Origin of the sequence: Sulfurospirillum tamanense, assembly GCF_016937535.1 — a bacterium.
In the GTDB taxonomy this organism is placed as follows: domain Bacteria; phylum Campylobacterota; class Campylobacteria; order Campylobacterales; family Campylobacteraceae; genus Sulfurospirillum_B; species Sulfurospirillum_B tamanense.
This window is the reverse complement of record NZ_JAFHKK010000019.1, coordinates 21,515-42,380: the sequence shown is the minus strand read 5'-3', so window position 1 is coordinate 42,380 and position 20,866 is coordinate 21,515. Positions and strand designations below refer to the sequence as shown.

Genomic DNA, 20,866 nt, shown 5'->3' with positions numbered 1-20,866 from the left:
TAGTGGTTTTAGAAATTATTACTTATCCTGATAAGCGCTTGTGGGAAGTCTCTAAGCCCGTGGAAGTGTTTGATGGTTCTTTGCATGCGTTACTTGATAATATGTATGAAACCATGTTGGCACGAGATGGCATCGGTCTTGCGGCCATCCAAGTAGCGGTGCCGTTGAATGTGCTCATTATTAACCTTGTCAACGAAGAGGGCTTTCAAGACAAAGCCGAGCTTAAAGAGGTCATTAATCCAGTGATTTTAGAAAAAAATGGCACCACAGTCTATAAAGAAGGGTGCTTGAGTGTGCCTGAGTTTTATGAGGAAGTGGAGCGTGCTAAGGCGATTACCGTGCGCTACCAAGACCGCTTTGGTAAGGTGATTGAAGAAAGACTGGAAGATTTGTGGGCCATTGCGATGCAACATGAGATGGACCATTTGGCGGGTAAATTGTTTATTGAAAAGATTTCCTATCTCAAGCGTAAAAAATTTGACAAAGAGTTTAAAAAACGCCAACGCGAAAAGGCGTAAACGTGAAACGCCTTGGGTGTGCCACGCTAGACGCCAACACTGCCCATGTGGTGGAGGTGGAATCTGCTTTCGTGCGCGCCCTGCCTGGGTTTTCCATCGTAGGGCTTCCTTCCCAAGCCATTCAAGAGAGTAAAGACCGCATCAAATCCGCGCTTTTGGGTGTGGGCTTTGCCTTCCCCGCACAAAAAATTACCATCAACCTTTCGCCTTCGGATTTGCGCAAAGAAGGGAGCCATTTTGACTTAGGCGTGGCCTTGCTGATTGCTTTGCAAAAAGAGCGGGTTGATTTTGGCGCGTTTTTTGTCTTTGGAGAGCTGGGGCTCGATGGCGCGGTAAAATCTACAGCAACCTTGTTTTCATTGCTACTTTCTCTCGCGTCTGTGGTGGAAAATGCAAAGGTCTTGGTGCCTTTAAGCATCGCTTCACGCGCTTCACAAATCCCAGGACTCCATGTGTACGGCGTAGAAACCTTACACGAGGCTCTGGTGTTTTTTCAAGACCCAAGCACTCAAGAAAATGCCTTACATGTAAACACCCATCCGCTTTTTGGCGCGCCCGTGTGGATCGCAGGAGCGCCTTATGTGCACAACACTCATTACCCCTTGGACTTTGCAGACATCAAAGGGCAAGAGCGCGCCAAACGTGCCGCACTGATCGCCGCAGCAGGGATGCACAATATCTTGTTTGAAGGAAGCCCGGGGTGTGGTAAAAGCATGAGTGCCAAGCGGTTACGTTACATCTTGCCGCCCATGAGTGTGGCTGAGGTGCTTGAGACAACAGCGCACCGTTCTTTGGATGGAGAAGACGCGGAGTTTGAACCGTTGCGCCCTTTTAGAAGCCCCCACCACACGTCCTCGCGCCCTTCGATTTTTGGGGGTGGAAGTGGTCAAGCCAAGATAGGCGAAGTGGCGTTGGCGCATCATGGGATTTTGTTTTTTGACGAATTTCCCCATTTTACGAAACAGGTACTAGAAAGTTTGCGTGAACCTTTAGAGGATGCAAAAGTACTAATTTCACGGGTTAATACCAAGGTGACTTATCCTACAAAGTTTGTGTTTGTGGCGGCCCAAAATCCCTGCCCATGTGGGCATCGCTTTAGTTTGGCAAAGCCGTGCCGATGCTCGGAAGTCGAAATAGCCCGCTATAAAGCACGCCTTTCTGGTCCACTTTTGGACCGCATTGACTTATACGTGCAAATGGACGAAGAACGTGGAAGTGCGTCGGTTTCTTCAGAAACCTTACACCAAAGCGTGCTCGAAGCATTTATACGGCAAAAAGAGCGTGGACAACAAGAACTTAACGGTAAACTTAACGATCAAGAATTGACGCGTGTGTGTACGCTTGCTCCGGAGGCCAAAGTGGTCTTGGAAAAAGCAGCTTCGCGCTACGGGCTTAGCCACCGCGCCATCAACAAAACCCTCAAAGTCGCCCGTACGATTGCAGATTTAGAGGGAAGTGGGGAGCTCATGGAAGCGCATATTTTAGAGGCGCTTAGCTTTCGTCAACGCTAAAGGAAACCCTATGCACCCTCTCTATAAACAGGTCGAAACGCTAGATAAGCGGTGTTGCGAAGTGTTTGGATTAAGCGAAGAAATACTCATGGAACACGCTGCCCTTGCCCTTTGTAAAGCGGTCTTGGAAAAACCACTCATCTCTGTCCTCATCGTGTGTGGCCCTGGAAATAACGGCGCCGATGGCTTGGCGTGTGCGAGGCTTTTGTGCGGCGTGTGCGAGGTTAAGGTGTTGCTTCCTTTGGGGGTGAAATCCCCTTTGGCAACACTTCAATATGCGCGTGCCATTGCCTTACATGTAAAGATTGTTAAGGCGGTAGAAAAAGCAGATGCGGTGGTGGACGCGCTCTTTGGAAGTGGTCAAACCCGTCCGCTAGAGGCACCCATGGTTGCATTAATAGAAACCCTGAATGCACAAGATGCGCGCAAGATTGCTTGTGATATTCCCACGGGACTAGGTACGGGTACAACTGTGTTTCAAGCGGATGTGACAGTAGTCATGGGCGCGCTCAAGGAAGTATTGTTCTTGGAAAACGCCAAAAGCGTGGTAGGCAAGATAGAGGTAGCCGAACTTGGTGTGCCCCGTTGCATGTACGAAGTACCAAGTCAAACGCAGGTCTTAAGCGTTCAAGACATGCGTTTGCCCCATCGTGCCAACCCCGTATCTCACAAAGGAGATTTTGGCCACGTGTTGGTCGTAGGGGGCGAAAAAGAAGGGGCGGGCATCTTGGCCGCCATGGCTGCATTTTCTTTTGGGGCGGGGTTGGTGAGTTATTTGGGGGAAGCCTTCTTGCCACCGCACCTCATGAAAACGGCTTCTTTACCTCCTAAAACCACTGCTGTTGTTGCGGGAATGGGGCTTGGAAATACCCATAAAGAGACCACACTCAAAGCGTTGCTTGTGGAGAGTGCGTGTGCCGTGGTAGCGGATGCGGATGTGTGCGACATGCCTCTAGCGCAGATGTTGTATGCCCACGAAAAGCCTGTGGTCTTTACACCTCATCCCAAGGAATTTTGCGCGCTCATGAAACGCGTGGGACTAGGGGAGGTGGACGTGGAAACAGTACAGGCTAATCGCCTCGCTCTTGCACGCCAGTTTTCCCTTGGAAGCAAGAGCGTGTTAGTGTTTAAAGGGGTGCATACGTTAGTCGCCCATAAGGGGGAAGTTTACCTCTGTCCTTTTGGCTCTCCTGCCCTTTCTAAAGGGGGAAGTGGCGATGTGCTAGCGGGCATGATAGGGGCACTTTTGGCACAAGGTTATGCGCCCAAAGAAGCCGCTATCACTGCAGTGTTAGCCCATGCGTTAGCCGCGGAAGCCTATGAGGGAAATACATACGCGCTCACCCCTGAGCGTTTGATTGAAGGAGTGGCATGCCTGAAAAACGCCTAGCGGTGTTGTTTAGTGGAAAGGGGAGCAATCTTGAGTCGTTGCTTAGAACCTTGCACGGGCATAATTTTAGTGGCACAACGTTAAAGGTTGTGCTCACACTAACAAACAAACCTAATGCGGGGGGTATTGAAAAATCTCGCCACTACGGCATCGAACCTGTGGTGATTGACCATACCCAATTTGAAAGCCGCGAGGCTTTTGATGGAGCGGTGGTGGAGGTGATTCAAAACGCACATGTAGATTTGGTGGTGTTAGCAGGGTTTATGCGCATATTGACGCCTGTGTTTACACAGCAAGTTAGCGCCATCAACTTGCACCCTTCGTTGTTGCCGTTGTTTAAGGGCGCCAATGCCATCAAAGAAAGCTACGAAGCAAAGGTTAAAGAAGCGGGCGTGAGTGTGCATTGTGTGAGTGAAGAGCTAGATGGAGGTGCGATTGTCCTGCAAGAAGCGTTTGTCAAAGAGGCAAACATGTCTTACGAGGCCTTTGAAGCTAAAATCCGCGCTATCGAGCATCAATTACTGCCAAAAGCGGTGATTAAACTCTTGTGCTAACTTCTTTACATGTAAAGAGGCTTTGTGTAAATAAGGAGCTTTATGAGACTAGTATTGCCAGCTTTGGACATTAATCCAAGCAATCCCTATGAAAAAGATGTTTTGAAAGGTCGCCAAGAACTTGGTGAAACATTAATAAGCCTCGTGAAAAATTTTGAAGACCCACTGACTATCAGTATCAATGCAGGTTGGGGCGAAGGGAAAAGTACTTTTTTAAGAATGTGGGAAGCGGATTTAAAAAACGAAAGTGCAAAGGTGGTTATGTTTGATGCCTTTTTGCATGATTATCAAGAAGATATTTTTACGAGTTTTATTGGAGCAATCAGTGCTGAACTGGAACCACTCACGCGCTTATCTAAAGAAAAGAAGAGTTTTGTTGTAGCAGGTAAAAAAGTTCTGAAAGTTGCCACAAAGATAGGCCTTGGCGTAGGACTTAGGGTTTTATCAGCAAATGCAGTGGGCTCTGAGTGTATGCAAAGTGCTATAGAAGAAGCAAAGATAAACTCAGGAGAATTGGTCGACCATTTTATAAATGAGTCGCTTGAAAATTATAAAACTTCCGACCAAGCTATAAAGCATTTTAAAGAGGCACTAAAAAAACTTTCAGAAAAATTAAAGTCTGAGACTGGCTATCCTTTGGTGGTTATTGTAGATGAGCTTGACCGTTGTCGCCCGAACTACGCAGTTGAATTATTGGAAAAAATAAAACACTTTTTTGATGTGGATAATGTTGTATTCGTTTTGGGTGTTAATAAACAACAACTCAAACACTCCATCTGTTCAGTTTATGGAAATATTGATGCGAATGAATATTTGCAAAAATTTATTTCTTTGGAGTTTGGGCTTACTAAAACCAAGAAAGATTTTTCAGGAAAGGGGTATGACGCATACGTAGCATATTTGTTTAATGGACATGGCTTCAAGGGGGAACATCATGATAGTTTAAAAGAACTATGCGCGTCAGCGGGTCTAACTCCAAGAGAAATGAACCATCTTTTTATGCAATTGGCTTTATGCGTAGTAGGAAGGGGAGAAAACGAGGAGTTTATGTGGCTGTACTCATTGTTGTGTGTTTTGAAAATAAAAGATTTTGAACTTTATCAAAAAGCACAAAGTGAAAATTTAACACTTTCGGATTTGGAAAAAAACAGCAATATATTATGCTATTTGCAGAAAAACAAGAGAGTTTATGAATTTTGGAAATATGTTCTCTCGGGAGAAGTAGCTGAGGGGACTGATTACAGTAGCTTGTGCAATAGAATAGGTATTTGGAGTAGCGATGAAGTTGTTCCTCAATTTTGTGAATGGATAGATAAATTTGTATTGCCTAGCAAATAAAACTTTACATGTAAGCCCTCATGCGCGATAATCGTCTTGTTACCCAGCCTATTCCCCAGCTTTTAAAAGAGCTTGCTATTCCTGCGAGTACGGGGATTTTGTTTAACACCCTCTATAATGTAGTAGACACTTTTTATGCGGGGCTTATTTCCACGGAGGCGGTGGCGGGGCTTTCGGTGAGTTTTTTTCTTTACTTTGCAGTGGTGGGTGTGGGTTTTGGGTTTGGTTCAGCCATCACGGCGCTCATTGGCAATGCGTTAGGAAAAAAACGCCCCTTTTTAGCCACCCTTTATGCCCACAAAGGGTTAGTGTTTGTGGTGGTGTTAGGCTCCGTGTTAGCCCTTTTGGGGGCATGGAGTGCGCCGTGGGTGTTGCGTGCTTTAGGGGCACAAGAGAACTATTTACCCTTGGCACTTGCGTATATTCAAACCATTTTGGTGGCGACACCGTTGTTTATGGGAACCTACGCACTTAATGCCATCTTAGTAGCTCTTGGTGATACCAAAACCTACCGCAACATGCTCATTGTGGGGTTTTTCCTCAACCTTATGCTGAACCCACTGTTCATCTACGGCTTTGGCCCCTTGCCTGCCCTTGGGATTAGAGGAATTGCGCTAGCGACGGTGTGTATTCAAGGCGTGAGTGTGGTCTATTTGGCGCTAAAAGTCCGTCAAGCGGGGATGCTCCAGTGGCAATGCCCGCGGCTATTTTTGCCAGATTTTCGCATCTACCGCACTTTTTTATCCCAAGGACTTCCGCCAAGCCTTAATATGCTCACCATGTCTATGGGTTCGGTCATTACCATTTACTACGTGGCCCAGTACGGCTACCAAGCGGTCGCGGGGTATGGGATTGCCTTTCGGGTGGAACAAATCATGCTCTTACCCGCCCTTGGCATCAGTTCCGCGGTGCTTTCGTTGGTCTCCAATAACTTTGGTGCCAAGCAGTACGCGCGGGTCAAAGAAACCGTGGTATTGGCCTTAAAATACGGCTTTGCCATCTGTGCCCTTGGGGTGGTATTAGGTTACACCGTGGGCGAGTGGGTGGTTTCCCGCTTTGATGCCACGCCAGCGGTAGTGGAGTATGCCATGACCTACTTGTATATCGAAGTGTTTATCTTCTTTGGGTATGTCATTTTGTTTATCTGTGTTTCGACCATGCAAGGCATCAAGCAGCCAAAAGTCATCGTCGCGGTGGGACTTTACCGCCAAATCTTTGCTAAAATCGCCCTTTTTTCCATCATCGTTACGTGGCTACAGATGCCCTATGTGGCCATTTGGATTGGGTTCTTTTTTATTGTCTATTCGGCGGCTGGGTTTATGGGGTGGGTGACATATAGGGCTTTAAGTGGCCGTGTGGTATAAAAATCCCTTACATGTAAAGATAACACAAAGGATGTAAAATGAACGATACTTTAATTGTTGGAAAGGTAACGCTAGGTAGCCGGTTAATCGTAGGCAGTGGCAAATACCCCGACTTTCAAACCACGCGAGACGCGACGATTGAGAGTGGGTCTGAACTCATCACCGTAGCGGTGCGCCGTGTGAATATCACTAACCCCAATGAAGAGAATTTGTTAGATTATTTTAAAGACACCAACATTAAGCTCTTGCCAAACTCCGCAGGATGCACTACCGCTGAAGAAGCCATCACCCTGTTTCGCATGGTGCGCGAAGCCACGGGCATCGACCTTATTAAACTCGAAGTCATCGGCGACACGGCCAAAACCCTCTACCCCGATGTCATGGAAACCCTCAAAGCGTGCGAAGTCTTAGCGCGCGATGGTTTTACTATCATGACCTACACCAACGACGACCCTATTATGGCCAAACGCCTTGAAGATGCAGGCTCTCACGCGGTCATGCCATTGGCCGCACCCATCGGAAGCGGTTTGGGCATCCAAAACAGGTATAACGTGTTGTTTATCAAAGAAGCGGTCAAGGTGCCTGTGATTGTGGATGCAGGGATTGGGTGTGCGAGTGACGCTGCGATTGCGATGGAGATTGGCGCGGATGGTGTGCTCACTAACACGGCCATCGCCCAAGCCGGGGACCCTATTCGTATGGCGCGCGCCATGAAACACGCGGTTATTGCAGGGCGCGAAAGCTTTTTGGCCGGGCGCATTTTGAAAAAACCCTTCGCTACGGCAAGTTCGCCCACAGAAGGCCTCATTGAATTTGGAAGAAGTTAAAAAGTTTTGATTTTAAAAGAAGCTTAAAAGAGGAAAAAGGAGCCTCGCTTGGAGGCTCCTAAGAAGCTAGCCGACGAACGTTTGGCCAGCGTAGAGGATGTAAAAACGTAGTGCCATAACACCCGCAAGCACCAAGAAAGCGTTGAAGATGATGAAGGCAGTAGAGTGTTTCACGCTGTGAGGCATGACGATATTTAAGCCTACTGGAGCCGCAAGACCAACCCCAAAAACACCTACCCAAAACAAGGTTGCAAAGCCACCTGTAGTGAGTGCCGCTGCGGCAACACTAGCTGCTGCACCACCTTGGTAGTACATGCCGCTAAAAAGGGCAACCAAGATGAACATTTCGGCTAGAATGACTTTAAAGTCAAGGCCGTGCAAGTAGCTGACATTTTCTTCACCGGTAGTGCTTTTAAAGAATACAAGCCCTACGATAAGGTTGGCAGAAATGCCCGCTGAAATACCAGAAGCCAAGAAAAGCAATGGCAAGGTTGGTGTGTTAAGTAGTGGATACGAATTCATTGCGGAAAGCAAGAAGCCAGTGTATGCACCAACACCTACTGCTAAGACAAGGGTAATTACTTCAAGAAGCTTGGCTTGGTTTTTAGCAATGTCTGCCAAAGGCGCCAAGAAGCCAAAAGGACCCTCGTCGATGAGTGGTTTGCGAAAAATGCCCAAGAAAAAGATAATAATGACTGGGAAGTAAGCAAACAAAGCCAATACACCGATAGTCATCATCGAGCCAAAGTTATAGTTAATAAGCAACTTCCAAAAATGAAGCGGACGGGTAAGGTCAACAATCAAAAGCAACAAACCCGCACCAATAGTCACGGGTGCAAGAATCGCACCTGCTTTAATAATGCCATCCCAAGGAGAACTGTCATTCCCTTTCATCCACTTAATCACGATTGCTGAAATAATCGCACCTGCTGAAAGACCTGCTAAAAAGAGGTACACTGCGATTGGCCAAGGCCAAACGATACCGCCGTATTGTACGGTAGATCCCCACATTGGACTCATGACTGAACTCCTCCCTTCTTGTTAGGTACGATAAACATTTTTGGCTCTGTGCCAAGGTGTGCTTTTTGGCGGTATGTGACACGCTGGGAAAGCACTTTGCTAATTTTGCTTTTTGGATCGTTAATGTCTCCAAAGACAAGTGCATCCGTAGGACATACGGTCACACACGCAGGCTCTTCCCCGCGTCCTAGACGTGACTCTTTACAGAAAGTACATTTATCTGGTGCTTTGTGCTCAGGATGCACATAGCGCGCATCGTAAGGACATGCTGCATTACAGTAGAGACAACCTACACACAGGTCAACGTTAACCAAAGAAATGCCATTTTCATCAATATAAGATGCCTTGGTAGGACATACTTTTACACAAGGTGTGTCGTCGCAGTGGACGCAAGATTGGCGGTGGTATTCAAAAACCATGTTCCCATCAGCAAGCTTTTTAGGGCCATTAACCCATACTTGGAGGCGATAAACGCTTTCAGGGATGTCGTTTTCAGACCGACACGCAATGTTACATGCTTGGCAACCGATGCACAGATTTTCATCGTGAATCATTCCATATTTTTTAGCCATGATTGATCCCTTCCTTATACTTTTCTAATTTTAACGCCAACAACATGCAAATCCATACCGGAGTTTTGTCCAGTGAATGATGGGTATAGCGCATTGCTATTAATCCCATTGCCGTGGTAGCGTAATTTTTTACTAATGTGTCCAAAGCCCATATAAGCAAAGATAGTATCTTCACGAATTCCTTCTGTAACAACCGCTGTGCCGCGCTCAGTGGCATACTTGTTGTATACTTCAACGGTATCGCCGTTTTTAATACCTAGTTTCTTGGCTGTATTTGGATGAATCCACGCGCCGCCATCAGTTTGAAGGTTGTTAAGCCATTCGTTATTGGCGCCAGCACCATTGGTGCGTACTGCAGATTTTCCGTTAACAAAATAGAGCTCATCTGCTTCTTTATACTTAAATGGGTTGTATTTTAAGCCACCTGTTCCAGAAACTTTTTCAAGCTTAGGGCTAAACAGTTGAATTTTCTTTGGCAAATCAAACACGCCATCTTCGTTAACATTTGCGGCAGCACCTGGGAATTGCTTTACAAATTTAGCTACACTGGCTTTCTCTTGAAGCATGAGAGGCACCCCGTAGCCTTTTAAACCTTTGAGTTTAAGTTCTGCTAAAAGGCTGACATCACCACCCACTTGTTGCAAGCGGTAATCCTCAACATCTTTCCATGGGAAATATTCATCAAGACCCATTTTCGAAGCCAATTCTTTAGCGATTCTCCAGCCCGGACGCGAATCACCGATAGGATCAACCACTTTTTGACGTCCAATGCTGTAGCTTGGATTCTTGCCCCCACCAGCAGTAAGCTCTTGATCACGCTCAAGATACGTTGTGTCTGGTAGTACAATATCAGCATACCAAGCAGTATCTGAAACTTGATAATCCACAACAACAACAAGATCCATCTCTTTCATGCCATTGATGACTGTTTCTGTATTAGAATAGGTCATTACAGGATTGTTACGTGCAATAAACCAACCGTGAATTTTGTAAGGCACGCCTGGAAGCTCATTAAGTGCAGCTTTTGGCACGAGTGTTGTAATGCCTTGGCCTTTGCTAGCTAGGAAAAATTCACAATCTTCTTCTCCGATGCGGTCAATGCGTGGCACTTCTACTTTAGGGTATGCAGGGGTTTTTGGTTTTTTAAGCCCTGGAGCTTTAGCGTCCTCTTCACCCATGAAAGAGTTGTAAAGTTTTGCATTTTTTGGCAAATAGTAGCCACCATCTTTTTCTACGGCACCTACAAGGGCATTACACATCATGATGGCACGGCGTAGTTCAAGCTCTTGGGATGAAAGGGTAACGCGGTGACCATAATCAAAGATAGCTTTAGGGGCCGCTGCAGCAAATTCGCGTGCAACACGGCGGATGGTATCTGCTGGAATGTCGCACTCTGGGGCCATTTTTTCTGGAGTGTATTCGGCTACAGAGGCTTTAAGCTCTTCAAATCCTTCGCAGTTTTTCTCAACGAATTTTTTATCGTAAAGGTTTTCATTAATAAGAACATTTAAGAAAGCCAGTACAAACGGGTAATCATGCCCTGGTTTAATCGGATGCCATTCGCCTGCTTTGGAAGCCATAACAGAAAGGCGTGGTTCAAAAGTAACAACTTTGGCACCATTTTGCAATGCGCTCATGTATTGGCGTGCATAGGAGATAACAATGCCCTCAAAAACATTGTGCCCCATATTGATGATGTATTTTGCTTTGGCAAAATCGCGTCCGATACTGCTACCGTATACATCTTTTCCTGACATACCATAAGAGAGAGGACAAGTAGCTTCGTGACCAAAGATATTGGGCGAACCATACGCTTGTGCAAGATGGTGAAACCATACTTTATTCCATCCACTGCGCGCTGTAAATGCCATAGTGTGCGCACCATGCTTTTGCTTTATTTCGTCCATTTTTTTGGCAATAAAAGTGTAAGCTTCGTCCCAACTGACTTCCTTCCACTTTCCTTCGCCTCGCTCACCCGTGCGCATGATAGGTTTAATCAAGCGGTTTGGATCGTACATTTGGTTAAAGCCAGAGCCCCCTCTTGCACACACTCTTCCGCCGCGACCTTTGTCGTTAGGGTTACCGCGAATAAAGACGCCTTTACCGTCTTCTACACGAGCTTCAATAGTACAGGAGCTCGTACACATTTCACATACACTAGGAACAAATTTGGCGCTACCAGAAATCGCCTGTGGCTTGTTGCCTAATGCGCCTAGCGTCCCTGGAATGGTCGAAAGACCAACCGCAGCCGCTGCTCCGGAAGAGAGCTTTAAAAAGCTTCTTCTACTAAGCGTTTGAGTCATTTTTCATCCTTTTTCTAAGATATGATGAGCGCATAGTAGACTAGCTGCGTAAACTGAGCGTAAATTCTTAATCAAAAAAGTTAATTCGTCAAAAAAATCTCTACTTTTGGCGCAATAACTATTAAAAAGAAATATTATTATCGTCAGAGCCCAAAAAGAACAAATTTTCCTTGACAAAAAAAGTAAATTTGTCTAAAATTACGTCCTCAAAACGTCTGTGGGAAATGTTACCCGAAATTTCGGGGTGTAGCGCAGCCTGGTTAGCGCACTTGGTTTGGGACCAAGGGGCCGAAGGTTCGAATCCTTTCACCCCGACCACTGATTAAGGCTTTTTGAGATGGTGGGTGTAGCTCAGTCGGTTAGAGCATCAGGTTGTGGTTCTGAGGGCCGTGGGTTCGATTCCCATCACTCACCCCATTTTTTCTAAAGCGCGTTTGCGTTCGTAGCTCAATTGGATAGAGCAACAGACTTCGGATCTGTAGGTTATAGGTTCGACTCCTATCGGGCGCACCATTATTTACAGTTCAGTTAAGAGATGCGCTCGTAGCTCAGTTGGATAGAGCAACGGCCTTCTAAGCCGTAGGTCTCAGGTTCGAATCCTGACGGGCGTACCACTGAAATGTTCTTCTTTACTATGCGGATGTGGTGAAATTGGTAGACACGCCAGACTTAGGATCTGGTGCCTGACGGTGTGGAGGTTCGAGTCCTCTCATCCGCACCACCTTTTTTAAAAGGTGACCACAAAACTTCTTTTTATAACCAATCTTTTTTATGTTACATTTGTGTTCGAGTCTTTTTTGGGTGCTTTACATGTAAAGCACCCAAGAGGCTTATTGTGGGCGACCTGTAGGAGCTTCGGCACCACCACCCATGGATTGAAGGGCAAGGTATTTGTCGCCAAAACGTTTAAGATTGTCAAGCTCACGGTCATAAGCGTCATAGTGGCGCTCTTCGTCTGCTACGAGTTCTTCAAAAATCTTTTTAGATACCGAGTCAGCATTGGCAGAGCACTCTAAGGCCATTTTATTGTAGTCTTTAGCGCTTGCTTCTTCCATGCTACATGCCATTTCAAGCATCTCTTTAACGTCTTTAACGCGTTTTACAGGGTCTTGGGGCTCCATGTTTACATCCCCGCCCAAGAACAAGATGCGGTCTGCTAGCTTTTCCACATGAATCATCTCTTCAATGGCGGTGCGTTTAAAGAGGCTTGAGAGCAGGTTGTAGCCTTGGTCGTCACAGTGAAAATGGAAATACATGTACTGGTGTACGGCACTTAGCTCATCCGCCACAGCGGCGTTGAGTAATTCAATACTTTTTTTATGCATAGAAATCTCCTTTGAGGTATATTTGAGCAAGTGTAGCATAATCTCTCTAAGGCGAAATTTACCCACAATAGTTTAGGATACCTCACCAAAAAAAGGAATCGCATGTTGCCTACATGGAAGCCCCAATACAGTGTTAACCATTCGCTTCTTGATGCCCAGCACCAAGAGTTATTTCGTTTGGCTCTAGAAGTATACACCCTTAGCCCGCAGCGTGCCACCAAAGAAAAAGTACGCACCTTGCTGAAAAACTTTTACATGTACATGAAAGAGCACTTTAAAGAAGAAGAGGCGTACATGGAAGAGATTGGCTATGAAAATCGCGAGGAACACGGTGCTTTGCACGCAGATATTATCGAAGCCATGAACGGTATCTTGCAGCAAAGCCACTCGTTTTTAGAGATTCAAGCTGCCCTGCGCAAAATCGTTCGGGTGTGGCTTATGGAGCATATTTTAGTCCATGACATGCAGTACGAAAAATGGCGCAAGGCAAAACGCCGTGAAGAGGCGCAGGCTAAACCCATTGCGCCAGATGAAATCACTGACCTTTAGCGCCGTAAATCAGGGTAGGTTTGCTGAAATTTTTTTACTTTTGGAGCAACAACTGCTTGGCAATATCCTGCTTCAGGATTGTTTTTAAAATAGTGCCGATGGTACGCTTCGGCCTCGTAAAAAATAGAAGCAGGAACAATTTGGGTAACAATGGGCGCACTAAATCTTTTTTGGGCTTCAGCTTTGGCGTGTTGGGCACATTGGAACTGGGCGTCATTGGAGTAAAATATAACAGAGCGGTACTGCGGACCTTTATCATGACCTTGTTGGTTTGGCGTGGTGGGATCGTGAATATTCCAAAAAATAGCCAAAAGTTTCTCAAGAGAAACAACTTTAGGATTAAAAGAGAGGTGCACCACTTCTGCGTGTCCCGTTTGGCCTGTACACACTTGGGTGTAAGTGGCCTCTTCTTGGGTGCCACCCATGTAGCCACTGAGGGCTTCACGAACACCTATGACTTCTTCATAAACTGCTTCTAAGCACCAAAAACAACCGCCTCCAAGGACGATAGTGTCGTGGTCCATAATGTGTCCTTTTTGTGTAAAATTACCCCAGTTCAAAAAAGCACCTCTGTACATTTCGCATCATAGTATGAGGGGATTTAAAATATGCTAAAATACTTTCAAATCCCAAAAAAGAGGGCCTATGCAAAAGCTTTTTGTGCTAGATGTCACACCTTCTTGTTGTCGCATTGTGTGTCAAGGAGAGTGGACGCATGCCTTTGTGAGCTCAGTGCTTGGGGCTAAAGCGTGGGGAGAGGTTAAGCAAAAAGCGGTTTTTGATTTTTCGCAAGTTTTGTCTATGGATACAGCTGGAGCATTGGCGTGGCTTCGTATAAAAAAAGAGCTTGAAGTAAGAGGCGTGAGTGTTGAAAAGGTGGGAATCCCAAAAAAAATGGAAAAATTAATTTCCCTGTGCCAAATCCACTCCCGCCATTCCCTCAAAACAACCCCTCCCTCTTTTGGCTTTAGTGAAGGGTTTGTGGTTTTAGGAAAACAAACCGAAGCGTTATGGCGCGCTTTTTTGTCGTTTGTGTCCTTTGCGGGGGGCGCGATGTACGCTTTACTTAAAACCCTTACAAGGCCTCACAAGATACGGTTTCGTGCAACCTTGTACCATTTGGAACAAAGCGGTCTAAACGCCCTTCCCATCATCATCATTACCGCATTACTTATTGGTGTGGTGATTGCCTACCAAGGCGCGGTGCAGTTGGAAAAATTTGGGGCCAATATTTTCATCGTGGAGATGGTTGGAATTGCGGCTACGCGGGAGCTTGCGCCTATGATAGTTGCTATTGTCATCGCAGGGCGGAGCGCTTCGGCCTTTGCGGCGCAAATTGGGGTCATGAAAATCACCGATGAGGTGGATGCCATGAAGACCATGGGTTTTGGGCCGTGGGAATTTTTGGTCTTGCCGCGTGTGGTGGCGCTGGTGGTGGCGATGCCTCTTTTAGTGCTACTGGGTGATGGGGTGGCTATTTTTGGGGGAATGTTGGTAGCGCGAGGAGAGTTAGGAATAAGTTTTGTGGAGTTTATAGACCGCTTCCAAGAGACTGTCGCGCTTAAGCACATTGTAATTGGTCTGGTTAAGGCTCCTATTTTTGGTATTATTATTGCACTCATTGGGTGTTATCGTGGGTTTCAGATTAGCTCTTCTACTGAAAGCGTGGGTAAATACACGACTATTAGTGTCGTTAACGCTATTTTTTGGGTCATCGCCTTTAATGCTTTATTTTCGGTTCTTTTAACGGAGCTTGGGATATGATGGTCGTTGTTGATAATGTGGTCACGGCCTTTGGGAGCCACGTGGTGCACAACGGTGTAAGCTTACATGTAAACAAAGGAGAGATTTTTGGACTCCTGGGGGGAAGTGGTAGCGGAAAAACCGTATTGATGCGAGAAATGATTTTGCTCAATCAGCCCAGAAGTGGTCGCATTGAAGTGCTTGGGTGCTCCTTGGCAACATTGGATGAAGCAGCCAAACAGGCTTTGCGTCTTCAGTGGGGCGTGTTGTTTCAATTTGGCGCCTTGTTTAGTTCATTGACGGTGTTGGAAAACGTGATGATTCCTTTACAAGAATACACCGCGCTTCCCCGTGGGTTCATTGAAGAGATGGCGCGGATGAAGCTTAAAATGGTTGGTCTGCCCGAACATGCCGCATCTTTGTGGCCCTCAGAACTTAGCGGTGGGATGAAAAAACGCGCAGGGCTTGCACGTGCATTGGCACTAGACCCAAAACTTCTCTTTTTAGATGAGCCAACTTCGGGATTAGACCCTGCAAGTGCAAGGGGATTTGATACGCTCATATTGGAACTTCGAGAGCTTTTGGGGATAACGATTGTGATGGTAACCCACGATAAAGATACCATTAGGGATGTGTTAGACAGGTTTGTGATTTTGGGTGAGGGAAAAGTGCAAGCACAAGGGTCGTATACCGAGCTTATGGGTACGCACTCTGAGTTGATGAAACGCTTTATGGAGTAATAATGGAACACCGTGTACGCTATTTGCTGTTGGGTTTGTTTGTTTTTGGGGTAGGGATTGCTGGGGTGTGGTTTATCTTATGGCAAGGGAAATATGCCCAAAATGACGTGTATGATTATTATAAAGTCAATACAACCGAATCTGTTGCTGGGCTTAACGACAAAGCACCTGTGAAACTTCGGGGTGTGAATGTGGGTGAGGTGGAGCGGTTATTTATTAACCCTCAAAATAGCGAAGAAGTGAGTATTATCATCAAAATTAAATCCGATACCCCTATTAAAACAGACACTTATGCGCTCATTGAGCCCCAAGGAATTACGGGACTTAGCTATTTGCAATTAGAAGGAGGCACCCGTGATGCACCAATTTTGGCAACAAGCTATGAGGAAAAATCCATGGGAATCATTCTCACAAAACCCTCACTCTTCTCACGGGTAGACCAGTCGTTTAGCCATGCCATGGAAAAAGTAGAAAGGATTTTAGAGCACGCTACAGGCGTGGCAGAAAAAACCCATCTTCTGCTGGATGAGACCAACATACACCACATTCAAGTTTTACTAGAAAACAGTGCTAAAACCACTCAGTCACTAGCACTTATTGCCCAAGAAGTAGCCAAAGAACGTGAGCATTTGGGGACACTGATTCGTCAAGGTGTAGTGCTTGAAGAGGAGGTTATTGATGCGGCTAAGAGCGTTAAAGTAGCAGCAGAAGCTCTCTCGCAAGTGGTTGAGCACCAAGGGGTCGCGATGATGGATAAGGTAAAAACCTCAGCCCAAAGCGTACAAGGGGTGATGCAAAAAATTGACCAAAAAGTAGATGAGGGGATGTTTGATGTGGCGCGTATTGCTGAGGATGCGTTGATGCCAGCCCAGCACACTTTGTATGAGCTTGAGATACTTATGACGCAGTTGCGCCAATTGGCACAGCGCCTTGAGGAGAGCCCCTCAGATATCTTATACCGTTCTACCCCCAAACCCTTAGGACCAGGAGAGTGAGTATGCGTTGGATTGTTCTGTTGAGTACTGCCCTTGTGATGATGGGCTGTACAGTAAAACCCACCCTTTCGCAGCCTATGGCACAATTTCGCCTCGGGGAAGTTGGACTAATGCCTGTGTTTGCGCAGCGTTTTTCGTATGTTTTGCAAGTGCGCCCCGTGGCGGGTAATGTAGACTCTACTAAGCTTGTGTACCAAACCCCAGAAGGATTGCGCCGTGCCTATGCTCACCACCAGTGGGAAAAACCGCTTTCTAGGCAAATGCAACACCTAGTAGTGCTAGCATTAGCCCAAAGCGAAATGTTCGAAGATGTTACAAGCACTACAAGCAAGGTGCGCCCACAGCGTGTGTTGGAAAACAGTGTGTCCGCCTTTGAGCAGTATTTGTTGCAAGATAGCACGTCTGTGGTGCGCTTACATGTAAGGACGCGGGTGGTGGACGTTGCAGAGAATACTTCGGTTGCCCATCGGGTGTTTCGCATTGAAATCCCTGTGCTTGTCCAAACACCTACGGGCGCACTAGAGGCCTATAACCGTGCCTTTGAGGCTTGGGTGAGAGAACTTACTCTGTGGCTAGGAGAACCTGATGCGTCCTAGTGCTTTGATGGCGTTGGCGGCATTTGTGATTGTGATTGCAGGCGTGAGGGCGGCGCAGGTGATTATGGTGCCGTTTTTATTAGCGGTGTTTATTGCCATTATCAGCGCGCCTTTGTTGCTTTTGCTCGAAAAACTTGGCATGCCGCGCATCTTGTCTTTTTTGATTGTCCTTGCGGGTGTGGTGGGGATTATGATGGGAGTGGGCATCATTGTGGGTAACTCCATGAACGGCTTTTTAAGTTCGTTGCCCGAAATTCAGCGCAAGCTCTCTTTTGTGGTCAATGATGGGATAATGTGGCTCAAAGAGATGGGTGTTCCTATTGATATGAGTGCGCCACCCCAAGGGTTTGACCCTTCCAGTGCCATCACGACAGCGGGAGCCTTTTTGCGCTCTATGAGCCAGATTCTTTCCAACTCTTTTTTGATTTTTTTGATGGTCACCTTTATGTTGTTTGAAACAGTAAGTATGCGTGCGAAGGTGGGTTTTTTTGCCCAAAAAAATCCTGAAAATTTGCACATTGCTGAGACGTTTATTCAAAACCTCAAACGCTATCTTGCTATTAAAACCATGGCAAGTTTTGTTACAGGAGTGCTCATTGGTGCGGCACTTTCTGTGATGGGAGTGAAATACGCACTGTTGTGGGGCTTGCTGGCCTTTTTGCTCAACTACATTCCCACCATTGGGTCGATTTTAGCAGCGATTCCTGCGGTGTTGGTGACATTGGTAGAATTGGACGTGGGCGCGGCATTGTGGGTACTTTCGGTATTTGTGGTGGTCAATATCGCCATTGGCAATTTTATCGAACCGCGTTTTTTAGGGCGCGGCCTTGGGATTTCTACCTTGGTGGTCGTGATGTCGTTGCTCTTTTGGGGATGGGTTTTGGGGCCAGCGGGAATGTTTTTAGCTGTTCCTTTGACCATGAGCGTGAAAATTGCCCTTGATGCCAACCCGCGTACGCGGTGGATTGCAATGATTTTGAGCGATTACCGTGGGGAAACGGCGGCGTCTAAAGCCGAAGAGAGTTCGGTGATTCCCCTTAAAAAGTTAAAAAACGATGCATAAAATCCTCTTGGTGCTCTTGTTGGCACTAGGATGCCTTGTGGCGCGGACGGATTTTTCAGCCCTAAGCAACCAAGAGCTCATCGCCCTCATTGGGTACGTGAAACCAAACGAACGCCCTTTGCTTCTAAAAGAACTCGAAAGCCGCAAGCCCACCTTTTCGCCCAACGAGCGCCAACAATTTGAACGCGCCATCAAAGAGAAGCGCTAGTGGCACGGCTATTGTTGCTAGAAGATGACATGAACCTCTCTCAAACCTTGTGTGAATTTTTGGAGGATGAGGGGTTTGAAGTGGTGTGTGTGTACGAGGGTGAAGCAGCCCAAGAGGCCTTGTATGAAAAGCAGTTCGATCTGCTACTGCTGGATGTAAATGTGCCCAATATTAACGGCTTTGCCCTCCTAAAGGAAGCCAGAAAGGCCGCGGTGGCTACCCCTGCGATTTTCATCACCTCGCGGGATGGGTTGGCGGATGTGGAGAGTGGGTTTGCTAGCGGGTGTGATGATTACATTCGCAAACCCTTTGCTCTTAAGGAGTTATTGCTTCGTGTTCGCAGTTTGTTGCGCCGTGAGTTTGGGCATGTGGGCAGTGCGGTGGTGGCTTTGGGCGAGGAAGTGGCTTTTGACACGGTGGGCAATGCCTTACATGTAAAGGGCCAGACCCATCCCCTTGGGCGCAAAGAGGCCCAATTGTTGGCCTATTTTTTAAAACGCCGCGGGGAAGTGCTAAGCCATGAAGCCCTGCAAGAAGCCCTGTGGTCGTACGAGGAAACGCCTAGTGAGACGGCCCTTCGCACCTACATCAAAAACCTGCGAAAATTGATTGGAAAAGAAAAAATTGTCAGTTTCAAAAAACTGGGATACAAACTTACAACGGCGTGAAAGACGCACGCTTGTGGCGTTTTTGGCACTGTATTTAACCCTCTCGTGTACGATTTTGGGCTTGTTTGGCGCAGGGTATTATGCCCTCCAAAAAGAAGCGATGCTAAGCCTCAAACGGGGCGAGCTTAATGCACTGGCAAATGAGCACGTCAAAGCCTTGCGCGCCTTGCACGTCGCCTTTGATAAAACCCAAGAATACCCGCGCCATGAAGCTTTTCGCTCAGGGATTTTTGATGGAGCGGCGGTGGAGATTTTTTCCCTCTTACATGTAAGCCCCTTGCTCTCGCGTATCATCTACCTCAAAGAGGGCATGATTCACTACATTAAAGAGCCCGAAGCCCACTATTTGGGGACGCAATACTTGGTCTTGGAAGTGGAAGATGATGGGGCGTGGCACCACGAAGCCTTGCGAAACATGGCGTGGTTTGGCGGGGGGATTTTTCTCTTTTTGGCGGTTGGGGGGTATTTTTTATTGCGCTTGTTGTTGCGTCCTATGCGGGAAGCCATCGCGCTTTTGGACCGTTTTATCAAAGACACCACCCATGAGCTTAATACCCCAATTCACGCCATTTTATCAAACATCGAGATGATTCCCCTGCAGACCCTAGAGCCTAAAACCGCGCGCAAACTTGAACGCATTCGCTTGGGCGCGCAGAGTGTATCGCACCTGTATAAAGACTTGACCTATTTGACCCTTGGACGCCATCAAGCGCGCCATGAGAGCGAGGTGCAAGTAGACGTGGTAGCGCAAGAGCGGGTGGAGTATTTTGCCCTTAGTTTGGAGGCGAAAAAAATCACTTGGGAGGTGGACACAGCCCCTGCTGCGTTGTGGATTGACCAAGGGGCATTGACGCGTTTAGTGGACAACTTGCTTTCAAATGCTATCAAATATAACCGCGTGGGCGGAAGTTTACATGTAAAGGTTGCGCCAGGTGTGTTGGAAATCAAAGACACGGGTATCGGGATTGACGCGTCCAAACTAGCGCGCGTGTTTGACCGTTACGTGCGGTGCCATGAGAGTGCGGGCGGGTTTGGCATCGGGCTAAACATCGTGGGGATGATTGCTAAAGAGTATGGGCTTAAGCTTGCCCTTGAATCCACCAAAGGAGAGGGAACATGCGTACGCGTTTTGTGGTAGGCCTTATGTTGGCCTTACATGTAAGCCTTGGGGCGACCGTGTATGAAAAAGAGTGCGTGGGGTGTCATCAGGACTTGGACGTGGGGATTGACAAATTTTTCTACCGTTACGTCTTGGTATTTAGTTCCGAAGTGTCAGTGAAAGCAGCGCTGAAAGATTATCTCATGCACCCCATGAAGGAAAAAACCCTTTTGCCCGAAGGCTTGGTGGAGAAATACGGCATCAAAGCCCCGTGGACCCTTGGCGAAGCAGCCCTAGAAGAGGCGATTGATACCTATTGGGAAACCTATACCTTTATGGGACGGTTAAAATAACGTAAGAGCAGTCGCGGCACTAATCATCAAAAGACCAAGGCCTGCCAAAAAGCGTTGACCAACCACAAGTCCTGCAAAACCCCCTGAATACAATCCAATAATAAGCTCCATTTTCACTCCTTACATGTAA

At 46.9% G+C, this 20,866-nt stretch carries 22 protein-coding genes and 5 tRNA genes; 22 read left to right on the top strand and 5 right to left on the bottom strand.

Annotation, left to right across the window (positions count from 1 at the left end):
• Window positions 1–2: 2 nt before the first annotated feature.
• From def to JWV37_RS09010, 7 genes are read left to right on the top strand one after another with little or no spacing between them, the layout of a single operon-like run.
• Window positions 3–518 (top strand): peptide deformylase, encoded by a 516-nt coding sequence (gene def, locus JWV37_RS09040; protein ID WP_205459469.1) that lies wholly within the window; start codon window positions 3–5, stop codon window positions 516–518.
• 2 nt (window positions 519–520) lie between these two features.
• Complete coding sequence (locus tag JWV37_RS09035; protein ID WP_205459468.1) at window positions 521–2,029, top strand: YifB family Mg chelatase-like AAA ATPase; 1,509 nt, start codon at window positions 521–523, stop codon at window positions 2,027–2,029.
• Between the two features lie 10 nt (window positions 2,030–2,039).
• Window positions 2,040–3,419 (top strand): NAD(P)H-hydrate dehydratase, encoded by a 1,380-nt coding sequence (locus JWV37_RS09030; protein ID WP_205459467.1) that lies wholly within the window; start codon window positions 2,040–2,042, stop codon window positions 3,417–3,419.
• Window positions 3,401–3,973: a phosphoribosylglycinamide formyltransferase gene (gene purN, locus JWV37_RS09025; RefSeq protein WP_205459466.1), complete on the top strand. Its 573-nt coding sequence runs from the start codon at window positions 3,401–3,403 to the stop codon at window positions 3,971–3,973. The genes JWV37_RS09030 and purN overlap by 19 nt, the downstream gene beginning before the upstream one ends.
• Before the next feature lie 42 nt (window positions 3,974–4,015).
• A complete protein-coding gene (locus JWV37_RS09020) occupies window positions 4,016–5,311 on the top strand; it encodes a KAP family P-loop NTPase fold protein (protein ID WP_205459465.1) in 1,296 nt (431 codons plus the stop codon).
• Between the two features lie 20 nt (window positions 5,312–5,331).
• Window positions 5,332–6,675 (top strand): MATE family efflux transporter, encoded by a 1,344-nt coding sequence (locus tag JWV37_RS09015; protein WP_205459464.1) that lies wholly within the window; start codon window positions 5,332–5,334, stop codon window positions 6,673–6,675.
• Between the two features lie 38 nt (window positions 6,676–6,713).
• Entirely contained in the window at window positions 6,714–7,502 is a 789-nt protein-coding gene (locus JWV37_RS09010) for a thiazole synthase (RefSeq protein WP_205459463.1), read from the top strand.
• A gap of 66 nt (window positions 7,503–7,568) precedes the next feature.
• On the opposite strand, the gene nrfD is transcribed toward JWV37_RS09010, so the two are convergent.
• From nrfD to phsA, 3 genes are read right to left on the bottom strand one after another with little or no spacing between them, the layout of a single operon-like run.
• Window positions 7,569–8,522: an NrfD/PsrC family molybdoenzyme membrane anchor subunit gene (gene nrfD / locus JWV37_RS09005; protein WP_205459462.1), complete on the bottom strand. Its 954-nt coding sequence runs from the start codon at window positions 8,520–8,522 to the stop codon at window positions 7,569–7,571.
• A complete protein-coding gene (locus JWV37_RS09000; protein ID WP_205459461.1) occupies window positions 8,519–9,094 on the bottom strand; it encodes a 4Fe-4S dicluster domain-containing protein in 576 nt (191 codons plus the stop codon). Before JWV37_RS09000 ends, nrfD begins: the two co-directional genes overlap by 4 nt.
• Window positions 9,095–9,108: 14 nt before the next feature.
• On the bottom strand, window positions 9,109–11,397 hold the full coding sequence (gene phsA / locus JWV37_RS08995) for a thiosulfate reductase PhsA (protein ID WP_205459460.1): 2,289 nt from the start codon (window positions 11,395–11,397) through the stop codon (window positions 9,109–9,111).
• Window positions 11,398–11,637: 240 nt separating this feature from the next.
• Between phsA and JWV37_RS08990 the strand changes: the two genes are divergently transcribed.
• From JWV37_RS08990 to JWV37_RS08970, 5 genes are all read left to right on the top strand, one after another.
• Window positions 11,638–11,715: transfer RNA gene (locus JWV37_RS08990), tRNA-Pro, on the top strand.
• Between the two features lie 22 nt (window positions 11,716–11,737).
• Window positions 11,738–11,814 (top strand) — tRNA-His (locus tag JWV37_RS08985).
• Between the two features lie 19 nt (window positions 11,815–11,833).
• Window positions 11,834–11,910: transfer RNA gene (locus tag JWV37_RS08980), tRNA-Arg, on the top strand.
• 24 nt (window positions 11,911–11,934) lie between these two features.
• Window positions 11,935–12,011 (top strand) — tRNA-Arg (locus JWV37_RS08975).
• A gap of 22 nt (window positions 12,012–12,033) precedes the next feature.
• A tRNA-Leu gene (locus JWV37_RS08970) sits at window positions 12,034–12,118 on the top strand.
• A gap of 109 nt (window positions 12,119–12,227) precedes the next feature.
• Here JWV37_RS08970 and JWV37_RS08965 read toward each other — a convergent pair.
• Entirely contained in the window at window positions 12,228–12,722 is a 495-nt protein-coding gene (locus JWV37_RS08965; protein WP_205459459.1) for a bacterioferritin, read from the bottom strand.
• Window positions 12,723–12,824: 102 nt separating this feature from the next.
• On the opposite strand from JWV37_RS08965, the gene JWV37_RS08960 reads away from it, so the two are divergent.
• Window positions 12,825–13,271 (top strand): bacteriohemerythrin, encoded by a 447-nt coding sequence (locus tag JWV37_RS08960; protein ID WP_205459458.1) that lies wholly within the window; start codon window positions 12,825–12,827, stop codon window positions 13,269–13,271.
• Here JWV37_RS08960 and msrA read toward each other — a convergent pair.
• Window positions 13,268–13,795, bottom strand: coding sequence for a peptide-methionine (S)-S-oxide reductase MsrA (gene msrA, locus JWV37_RS08955; RefSeq protein ID WP_205459457.1), 528 nt, complete (start codon window positions 13,793–13,795; stop codon window positions 13,268–13,270). The two genes, JWV37_RS08960 and msrA, sit on opposite strands and share 4 nt — an antisense overlap.
• Window positions 13,796–13,916: 121 nt before the next feature.
• On the opposite strand from msrA, the gene JWV37_RS08950 reads away from it, so the two are divergent.
• The 9 genes from JWV37_RS08950 to JWV37_RS08910 are packed head-to-tail and all read left to right on the top strand — an operon-like array spanning window position 13,917 to window position 20,736.
• Window positions 13,917–15,035 carry an ABC transporter permease gene (locus JWV37_RS08950; protein ID WP_205459456.1) on the top strand — a complete coding sequence of 373 codons (1,119 nt, stop codon included), beginning with the start codon at window positions 13,917–13,919 and terminating at the stop codon, window positions 15,033–15,035.
• Window positions 15,032–15,754, top strand: a complete 723-nt coding sequence (locus JWV37_RS08945; protein ID WP_205459455.1) for an ABC transporter ATP-binding protein — start codon at window positions 15,032–15,034, stop codon at window positions 15,752–15,754. Before JWV37_RS08950 ends, JWV37_RS08945 begins: the two co-directional genes overlap by 4 nt.
• A 2-nt stretch (window positions 15,755–15,756) precedes the next feature.
• A complete protein-coding gene (locus tag JWV37_RS08940) occupies window positions 15,757–16,749 on the top strand; it encodes an MlaD family protein (protein ID WP_205459454.1) in 993 nt (330 codons plus the stop codon).
• Window positions 16,750–16,751: 2 nt separating this feature from the next.
• A complete protein-coding gene (locus tag JWV37_RS08935; RefSeq protein ID WP_205459453.1) occupies window positions 16,752–17,345 on the top strand; it encodes an ABC-type transport auxiliary lipoprotein family protein in 594 nt (197 codons plus the stop codon).
• A complete protein-coding gene (locus JWV37_RS08930; RefSeq protein WP_240332132.1) occupies window positions 17,335–18,408 on the top strand; it encodes an AI-2E family transporter in 1,074 nt (357 codons plus the stop codon). The genes JWV37_RS08935 and JWV37_RS08930 overlap by 11 nt, the downstream gene beginning before the upstream one ends.
• Window positions 18,401–18,616: a DUF1104 domain-containing protein gene (locus JWV37_RS08925; protein ID WP_205459452.1), complete on the top strand. Its 216-nt coding sequence runs from the start codon at window positions 18,401–18,403 to the stop codon at window positions 18,614–18,616. Before JWV37_RS08930 ends, JWV37_RS08925 begins: the two co-directional genes overlap by 8 nt.
• Window positions 18,616–19,284, top strand: coding sequence for a response regulator transcription factor (locus tag JWV37_RS08920; protein WP_369407673.1), 669 nt, complete (start codon window positions 18,616–18,618; stop codon window positions 19,282–19,284). The genes JWV37_RS08925 and JWV37_RS08920 overlap by 1 nt, the downstream gene beginning before the upstream one ends.
• Window positions 19,241–20,422 carry a sensor histidine kinase gene (locus JWV37_RS08915; RefSeq protein ID WP_205459451.1) on the top strand — a complete coding sequence of 394 codons (1,182 nt, stop codon included), beginning with the start codon at window positions 19,241–19,243 and terminating at the stop codon, window positions 20,420–20,422. The genes JWV37_RS08920 and JWV37_RS08915 overlap by 44 nt, the downstream gene beginning before the upstream one ends.
• Window positions 20,401–20,736 carry a hypothetical protein gene (locus JWV37_RS08910; RefSeq protein ID WP_205459450.1) on the top strand — a complete coding sequence of 112 codons (336 nt, stop codon included), beginning with the start codon at window positions 20,401–20,403 and terminating at the stop codon, window positions 20,734–20,736. The genes JWV37_RS08915 and JWV37_RS08910 overlap by 22 nt, the downstream gene beginning before the upstream one ends.
• Window positions 20,737–20,866: the final 130 nt, after the last annotated feature.